Origin of the sequence: uncultured Abyssibacter sp., from assembly GCF_964000955.1 — a bacterium.
Taxonomy (GTDB): Bacteria; Pseudomonadota; Gammaproteobacteria; order Nevskiales; family OUC007; genus Abyssibacter.
In genome coordinates this window covers 1-7,702 of the sequence record NZ_CAXFCL010000310.1, presented here as the reverse complement: position 1 = coordinate 7,702, position 7,702 = coordinate 1, and the positions used below count along the sequence as shown (strand labels likewise).

The window sequence follows — 7,702 nt, the reverse complement described above, 5'->3', positions numbered from 1 at the left end:
GAGCCTGAGAAACGCGACCAGCCCCCCGACCAGACTTTCACCAGCCACCAGACCCGCGGCCAGCGCGATCACGAAACGCGCCGACCAGCGCGGCGCGACCAGTGCCGCGATCGCCGCCGCGACTGATCCGATGAACAGGCTGATCGAGTTAGACGCCGGAATCACGAACGCCAGCCCCGCCGCCGGCGCGCTGGGCGCGTAGCGCGCGATCACACCGGAACCCAGAACCCGGGCGCAGGCGATCAGCACGCCGGCGATCGCGCCGGTCACCATCGCCGACATCGCGCCGGCCGGCACAGCGGACAGGCCACCGGACAGCACCTCGGCCACGGCCTTCCAGGTGACGACAGCCGGCGCCGGCCATTCCGGGGTAATCAGCATGCCCTGCGGGTCGGGAATCAACGCGAGGTAGGCCAGCGACCCGACCACGCTGCCGGTGAGAATGCCGAACAACTGCGCCGTGACCTGGAGACGCGGCGTGGCGCCGACCAGATAACCGGTCTTCAAATCGTTCAGCAGGTCGGCGCATTGCCCGGCCGCGCCACCGGCCACGTTGGCCGTCATCAGATTCGCGGTGAGATTGGCCGGTGCCAGCACGCCAAAGCTCAACTGCGACACCTTGCCCAGCGCGCCGATCGGCGGAATGCCCGTCTCCCCGACCACGCGCGCGGCGACTACGGCCAGCCCGTAGGCCAGCAGCACCGCGAGCACCGCGGTGATCAGGTCGATGCCGAACAGCGCGGTCTGGGCAACAGTCGCCACGGCCAGCGTCACGATGAAACCGATCCAGAACGCGCGCCGGGAAATCGGCATGTCGAAATCGATGTCCTTGCCACCCGCGCTGACGCGGCGGCGGCGGACCACCGCCAGACCGAACGCGGTCAGCGAAGACGCCACCATCAACGCGACCCCGGGCCACAACAACCACTCGACCAGCGGCGGGTACCAGAAATCGCCGGCGCCTTCGCCCAGCGTGACCATGCCGCGGGCCAGCAGCTCCGGCGCCAGCAGGCCCCAGGCGAGCACCGCGCCAATCAGCAGCGATAGCCCCGCACGCAGACCGATGATGGCGCCGAAACCGACCAGCAGCAGCGACGGATCCAGCGCGAACCCGAGCTGGCCACCACCGAGGCTGCGCCCGGCCATCGCGCCACTCCCGGCCAGACGAAAGGGCAGCGGCCAGGCCGAGAGCCAACTGGTGAACGATTCCAGCGCCTTGACCGCACCGGAGACCAGCAGGCTGCCCAGCAGAACGCGACCCCGGGCGGCCGCCTCGGCGCCGCGGCCGTAGATTTCCTTGACCGTTTCCGCGGTGGCGACGCCAGCCGGGAAGGTCAGTTGCTCGATGATCAGCAACTGACGCCGCATGGAGACCGCGACGCAAACGCCCAGCAGGCTCACCGCGCAAACCCAGGCGGGGAGCCAGTGCAGCGGCAGCGTCTGCCCGGTCAGCAGGGCCAGGGCCGGAATCGGCGCCACCAACCCGCCGGAGATGATCGAGGCCGCCGACGACGCCGTGGTCTGGTTGATGTTGTTTTCCAGCAGCCCCCAGTGACGGGCGCCCAGCGGGGCGGCGGCCAGATTCCAGAATCCGTAGGACAGCAGGGCCGCCACGATCGACATGTTGAAGGACCAGCCGATCTTCAGCCCGGAGTAGACGTTGCAGGGGGTCAGAATCGCGCCGAGCACGATCCCGGTCACCACACTCCGCCGCGTCAGTTCCCGTGCGGCGCCGGTTTGTGGACTTGGCTCAGGGATGAGCCATCATCCAGCTGACCGGCAGATTCGAACGCAGTCGATCGAGCTGATCCGTCAGCGCCCGTCGCCCATAGTGCTCCGCCGCCCCCTGGCCCCAGACCGGGCCGGGCCAGGCAGGGTCGCCGCCGACACGGGCGATGACGTGCACATGCAACTGCGGAACGATGTTGCCCAGCGCTGCGATGTTGAGCTTGTCGGCATCATAAAGCCGCGTCAGCACGCGGCCGGTGTCCGTCACCTCGCGCCACAACTGCGCCTGCGCACCGTCGGCCAGCTCATGAATCTCGACGACGTTCGCCACGCGCGGCACCAGAATCAGCCAGGGATAGCGCGCGTCATCCATCAGGCGCACATTGCAGAGCTCGAGGTCGCCGATTTCGACCGAGTCTTCCTGCAGACGGGGGTCGAGGACGAAGTCTCCCATGACCGGTCCGCGGCCTCAGCCGGACTGCAGCAGCGGCGGCATCAGCTTGGTCAGCTCGCCGCGTCGTTTGGTCGCCGCGCCGGTCAGCGCGAATCCGTTGGGCTGGCCCGCGTCGTCGGTGAAGATCGCGGTCAGGTCGCGCCCCTCACCCTCGATCGAGCTCCAGCTTCCCGATGCGCTCTGGGGCGGGCAGACGATGGTCGGACACATCGGTGTCTTCACCGCCACCGGCATCGCCGGCCAGCTCAGCCGCGTGGTCTCGCCAGCCAGCGTCGCGGCCAGCGCCCGAGCCGCATGGGTGGTGGGCATGATGTAGGGCAGTACGTAGCCATTGACCTCGGCGCAGTCACCCAGCGCGTACACATCCGCGGCGCTGGTCGCCAAGTGATCGTCGACGACGATTCCGCGATGACAATTCAGCCCAGCCGCACTTGCCAGCGTGGTGCGCGGTGCGAGTCCAACCGCCGACAGCACGATATCCACCTGAATGCTGTCACCGGTGGAGGTTTCGACCGTCAGCGCCTCGCCGTTGCGCTCGATCCGACTCACTGACTGGCCCAGATGCAGCGAGACGCCGCCTTCGGCCAGCGCGTCGCCCAGCGCCTTGCCCAGCGGCTGCGGCACCAGCCGCGACAGTGGCCAGTCGGCGACGTCGATCAGATGCACCACGTGATCGGTCGCCGCCAGATCGTTGGCGAACTCGCTACCGATCAGCCCCGCGCCGATGATTGCGACGCGACCGCCGGCAGGCAGGTTGTCACGGAAGCCGCGGTAGTCCAGCAGGTCATTGACGGAACGCACCTCGCCGGCACCGCTGCCCTCGAACGGCAGCCGGATGGGGTCGGCGCCCAGTGCCAGCACCAGCTTGCCGTAGGCGATCTGTTCGCCGTCGGCGAGCTCGATGCGATGCGCCGCTGCATCGATCTTCGTCACCCGGCATTGCGCACGAACCGACGCATCCAGCATCTCGGCCAGCTTGTCCGGCGATTGCATGATCAGCGCGTCAGGATGCTTGCCGTCCGCCAGCGCCTTGGAGAGGTTGGGCTTGTAGTAGGCCGCGCCGTCGTCCGCGGTGAGATAAAGCAGCGGCGCTTCCGGGTCGCGCTTGCGGAACTCGCGACCGAGCATCACGCCGGCATGACCGGTTCCGATGATGACGATGGGAGCCATCAATCGATCGGGATCATCTCGAAATCGGCCTTGCCGGCGCCACAGTCCGGGCAGGTCCAGTCGTCGGGGACGTCTTCCCAGCGCGTGCCGGGCTCGATGCCGTCATCCGGCCAGCCCTCGGCTTCGTCGTACACGTAGTCACATACTTGGCACTGCCAGCGTCTCAAGCTCATTCGTCATCTACTCGTTCGAAATCAATCTTTTCGCGAACCGCGCAATCCGGACACGGCCAGTCGTCCGGCACCCTAGACCAAGCGGTACCCGGCGGGAAACCTTCCTTGGGAAAGCCTTCGGCCTCGTCGTAGACGAAACCGCAGTTATCACATTGATATCTCGCCATTTTCTGCCCTTCGCATATAAAAAAGCGGGCGCTGGGCGCCCGCGAATCTTACCGCAGCCGGGGATCAGGCCGGTTGCGGATAGCGCGCCAGCAAAGCGGCACGCTTCGGGGGATGCAGGTTGGCGCGGGTCAGGTCACCGTTGTAGTGGGCGACCACGCGCGGGTCCATCACCTTGCGCCACAGCGGCGGGAAATAGGCCAGCAGCACCATGCCGGCGTAACCGGACGGCAACTGCGGTGCCTCGCTGAACTCACGCAGCGCCTGGTAGCGACGCGTCGGGTTGGCGTGGTGATCGGAATGACGCTGAAGCTGGTACAGCAACACGTTGGTCACGATGTGATTGCTGTTCCAGGAATGCTCCGGCCGGCAGCGCTCGTAGCGGCCCGATTCGGTCTTCTGTCGCACCAGTCCGTAGTGCTCCAGATAGTTCACCACCTCCAGCAGCGAGAAGCCGTAGACCGACTGGATCACCAGAAACGGCAACACCGCCCAGCCCAGCCAGAGGGCCATCGCGCCCCAAAGGGCAACCGACATCAGCCAGGCCTGGATGTTCTCGTTCTCCAGGGTCCACGGTCCCTTGCCCAGACGCGCGAGCCGCTGCTTCTCCAGCGACCAGGCCGAGCGCAGGCTGCCGATCACGGTCCGCGGCAGAAAGGCGTAGAAGCTCTCGCCCATGCGCGAGCTGGCGGGATCCTCCGGCGTGGCGACGTTCTTGTGGTGGCCCCGGTTGTGTTCCACGAAGAAATGGCCGTAGAAGACCGGTGCCAGCGCGATCTTGGCCAGCCAGCGTTCGGTCGCGCCCTTCTTGTGGCCGAGCTCGTGCGCGGTATTGATCGACAGCCCCGAGACACCACCCAGGCTGATCGCCAGCCCCAGCCCCTCCCACCAGGCCAGTCCGCCGTTGACGAACATCCACCCGCCCCACGCGAAGATCGCGAAATGCAGCGGGATGAACAGATAGACGATCCAGCGGTAATAGGCGTCGCTCTCCAGATCGGGGACGACGGATTCCGGCGGATTGTTCTCATCCGTGCCGATCAGCCAGTCCATCGCGGGAATCACCGTGTAGATGAAGATCAGCGGCCAGAACCAGAAGATGCCCCAGCCGGTGAGCTCGACCAGCAGGTAGCCCCCGAGCGGCAAGGTGGGCACGACCAGTCCCATCAGCCACCAATAGCGCTTGCCGTCGCGGTAGGACGCATCGGCGGTCAGCGTCGTGGAATTCATCGCTCCTCTCCTGATCTTTTATTAATCGATCGTTTAGTTGAACGATAGTTCAACGCCCCGGGCTGATCAAGACATGACCAGTCGAGCCCGACAAGCGGCGTCAATCGGAGCAGAAGTATTCGCTGTTCAGCAGCCCCGCCAGATGCTCGTAGTCCGCATCCAGCGCCTGCTCCGACGCCTTCAGCCAGTCCCGCAGTGCCGGCGCGGTTTCGTCGTGCCGCATCACCCGCATCAGATGACGCTGCTGGTTGATGACCGCGTTAAGGGACAGCAGCAGCGTGCGTTCGAATGCGGCGCCGGTCTGTCCGAGAAACGGCGTACCGGTGGTCATCCCCCGCTGCTTGATCACCGACAGCCGCTTCCTTTGCTCGTAACGGGGCAAGCCGTCGTCGTCCAGGCGCAGGTCGTCGCGCTCACGCTCGAAGGTCTCCAGCGCATCGGCATGTTCGCCCATGGTCCGCGACACCGTCTTCACGGCCGCCTCGACCGCGTCGGATTCCTGCTTAACCCACAGCAGCTGATCCACGTGACGCATCTTGCCGGCGATCCAGTGCAGCTGCGCGTAACCATGGTTCAGTGCTTCACGCGCATCGGATGCCGGTTGGGCGACGGGTCGCGTGGCGCAGGCGCCGGTCAGCGCCGAGGCGAGCATGACGAGAAGAATCCATCGAATGCGATGCATGCGCATGTCCTCAGAATCTCCATTCCAGTCGCGAGCCGCCCCACACCAGTGTCAGGGGCTCGAACTGCCCCGAGAGCACATGGCCGGTCCCGGTGGCTTCGGTGCGATCCTCGACAACGGCCGCCTTGCCGCGAATCACCCCGGCGCTCAGAACCAGCGCCAGATGTTCCATCGCCTGCCACCGCAGTCCGCCGGACAGGTAGGTGCGGTCGGAATCCGGCGCCCGGGCGCTGCGGGTGGTGTCATCCACCGTGGATGACGACTGGGCGTAGCCGGCCGAAACGGTCCAGCGATCGAACAGCCGGTAGCGCAGCCCGACCGCGACCAGCACGCTGTCGTTGAAGCGCAGGGGTTCCACCACCGTCGGTGTCGCGTTGTCGAAGCGGACCGTGGCCGCCTGCAACCGGGACCAGCGCGTCCACCGCAGGGTCGAGGCGACCGCCCAGCGCCCCCGCTGCCAGATCAGCGCGGACGACAGGGTTTCCGGCAACTCGATATCCGTCCGGAAGCGGGTGTCGGTGGACGCCGCCTCGACGAGGTTCAGCACCTCCTCCTCGTAGGAGCGACCCAGTGCCGCCAGCCCGACACGAACGGCGCCAAGACACGGATCGCTGTCGAAGTCCTCCAGCGTCCAGTCGTCCCGCGCCCGCCCGGCGCGGCCGCTCAGACCATGGTCGATCGGCGAGCGGTAGCTCAGACCCCAGGCCAGGCCAGGCGTGATCTGCGCGCGCAGCCCGGCCTGCCAGCCAAGCGCGAACTCGCGTGACTCCAGGCGGTTCAGGACATCGTATTTGCCGGGCAGCGTGGGTTCGCCGGCAAGCACGCAGGCGGGCGTGGTCGCATCGAAGCCGACCTCCCGGACCACCTCCTGCTGGATGTAGCTACCGATGTCCACGGCATTGGCGAACTCCGAATCGAAGACCTGGGCTCGCAGCCCGACCCCGAGACGCAACCAGGATTGCGCCTGCCAGGCGACGGCGGGCACCAGCTCGACGCCGCGGATCACCGCATCCACCGAGTGGTAGCGGCCGACCCAGTCCGGATCGAAGCGCAATGTGATGCCGTAGGGCGCGCTCAGGCTGACGCCGACGGCCCAGCGCTGATTCAGCCGATGCGACAGCACGATGTCCGGCAGCGGCAGATCCAGACGACCGGGGTCGCCACCCTGACCGCCATCGATGGTCGAGCCATCGGTGTCGGTGCGCTCGGCGTCACCGGAGAACTCGGTGGAGTAGTAGGCCAGATGCCCACCAAAAGTCAGCGAGGTCCTGGCCGTCGCGCCGTGCAAGGCCGGGTTGCGCGCGGCGGCGCCCGCGTCGGAACGATCCGCGTCCACGCCGGCGAAGGCCAGGCCGCTGCCGGCCACGCTGTCGAAGGGCAGGCCGAAGCTGCCGTTGCTGGCGACCCGCGGCGCCCAGACCAGCAATGCGACGGCCAGGGCCCCAAGGGCCGCGCCGTGACGGTCAACGCTGATCGTCATCCACCGAGGCCGCACGCTCATCCTGGCCGATGACGGACTTCAGTGATTTCCACGGCGAAATCTCGGCCACGCGATCATGAGTCGTCGCGATCCGGTGCATGTCGTCGGCGATCTGGATGATCGCCCGGATGGTCTCCAGCACGACACGCGTGAGCACCGTGCCGACCAGAAAGTACGCGGGCCCGACGATGACCAGAAAGAAAATGCCCAGCGGCAGCGACTTGGTGAACGCGTCGGAAATGGTCGCAATACAGAACACGCCCAGCCCGAGGAGGAAGACCACGTAGACCGGCGTGAGCATGCGGGTCGCCAGGGCCTGGTGAAAACCGATGTCGTGAATGGCCGCCCACAACGGTCCAAGGCGGGTGCGTGCTTCGTCGTTCCAGTGTGTCCGGGACATGGAGCCTCCTGACATTCGGGGCCGCAACGGGTACCATCCGCGCATCCGGATAGGCGGATATCGTCAACCCGCGCGGCAAAGTGTTGCAGCGCACAAATCACCGTAGAGGAAACCATGGCAGACCTCAAACAAGCACTCGCCGACCGAATCCTGGTGCTCGATGGCGCCATGGGCACGATGATCCAGCGCTATCAGCTCGACGAAGCCGCCTACCGCGGCG

Annotated in this window: 9 protein-coding genes; all 9 read right to left on the bottom strand. The window is 66.6% G+C overall.

All coding sequences use genetic code 11. From position 1 onward, the window contains the following. Positions 1 to 1,719 (bottom strand): OPT family oligopeptide transporter (locus ABNS06_RS14770; protein ID WP_348675358.1); only part of this gene is annotated, 1,719 nt, incomplete at its 3' end. A gap of 31 nt (positions 1,720 to 1,750) precedes the next feature. Then, positions 1,751 to 2,182, bottom strand: coding sequence for an HIT domain-containing protein (locus ABNS06_RS14765; protein WP_348675357.1), 432 nt, complete (start codon positions 2,180 to 2,182; stop codon positions 1,751 to 1,753). 15 nt (positions 2,183 to 2,197) lie between these two features. Then, on the bottom strand, positions 2,198 to 3,352 hold the full coding sequence (locus tag ABNS06_RS14760) for an FAD-dependent oxidoreductase (protein ID WP_348675356.1): 1,155 nt from the start codon (positions 3,350 to 3,352) through the stop codon (positions 2,198 to 2,200). Then, on the bottom strand, positions 3,352 to 3,519 hold the full coding sequence (locus tag ABNS06_RS14755; RefSeq protein ID WP_291513964.1) for a rubredoxin: 168 nt from the start codon (positions 3,517 to 3,519) through the stop codon (positions 3,352 to 3,354). Before ABNS06_RS14755 ends, ABNS06_RS14760 begins: the two co-directional genes overlap by 1 nt. 2 nt (positions 3,520 to 3,521) lie before the next feature. Beyond that, positions 3,522 to 3,692, bottom strand: coding sequence for a rubredoxin (locus ABNS06_RS14750; protein WP_348675355.1), 171 nt, complete (start codon positions 3,690 to 3,692; stop codon positions 3,522 to 3,524). A gap of 64 nt (positions 3,693 to 3,756) precedes the next feature. After that, positions 3,757 to 4,920 carry an alkane 1-monooxygenase gene (locus ABNS06_RS14745; RefSeq protein WP_348675354.1) on the bottom strand — a complete coding sequence of 388 codons (1,164 nt, stop codon included), beginning with the start codon at positions 4,918 to 4,920 and terminating at the stop codon, positions 3,757 to 3,759. 100 nt (positions 4,921 to 5,020) lie between these two features. Further along, positions 5,021 to 5,602 carry a hypothetical protein gene (locus ABNS06_RS14740; RefSeq protein ID WP_348675353.1) on the bottom strand — a complete coding sequence of 194 codons (582 nt, stop codon included), beginning with the start codon at positions 5,600 to 5,602 and terminating at the stop codon, positions 5,021 to 5,023. A gap of 10 nt (positions 5,603 to 5,612) precedes the next feature. Then, positions 5,613 to 7,082, bottom strand: a complete 1,470-nt coding sequence (locus tag ABNS06_RS14735) for an outer membrane protein transport protein (protein WP_348675352.1) — start codon at positions 7,080 to 7,082, stop codon at positions 5,613 to 5,615. Then, positions 7,066 to 7,482 carry a DUF4282 domain-containing protein gene (locus tag ABNS06_RS14730; protein WP_348675351.1) on the bottom strand — a complete coding sequence of 139 codons (417 nt, stop codon included), beginning with the start codon at positions 7,480 to 7,482 and terminating at the stop codon, positions 7,066 to 7,068. The genes ABNS06_RS14735 and ABNS06_RS14730 overlap by 17 nt, the downstream gene beginning before the upstream one ends. Positions 7,483 to 7,702: the final 220 nt, after the last annotated feature.

Coding starts and splice junctions, on each gene's coding strand:
- ABNS06_RS14765 (WP_348675357.1), bottom strand. CDS start 2,182: ATGGGAGACTTCGTCCTCGACCCCCGTCTGCAGGAAGACTCGGTCGAA.
- ABNS06_RS14760 (WP_348675356.1), bottom strand. CDS start 3,352: ATGGCTCCCATCGTCATCATCGGAACCGGTCATGCCGGCGTGATGCTC.
- ABNS06_RS14730 (WP_348675351.1), bottom strand. CDS start 7,482: ATGTCCCGGACACACTGGAACGACGAAGCACGCACCCGCCTTGGACCG.
- ABNS06_RS14745 (WP_348675354.1), bottom strand. CDS start 4,920: ATGAATTCCACGACGCTGACCGCCGATGCGTCCTACCGCGACGGCAAG.
- ABNS06_RS14735 (WP_348675352.1), bottom strand. CDS start 7,082: ATGACGATCAGCGTTGACCGTCACGGCGCGGCCCTTGGGGCCCTGGCC.
- ABNS06_RS14740 (WP_348675353.1), bottom strand. CDS start 5,602: ATGCATCGCATTCGATGGATTCTTCTCGTCATGCTCGCCTCGGCGCTG.
- ABNS06_RS14750 (WP_348675355.1), bottom strand. CDS start 3,692: ATGGCGAGATATCAATGTGATAACTGCGGTTTCGTCTACGACGAGGCC.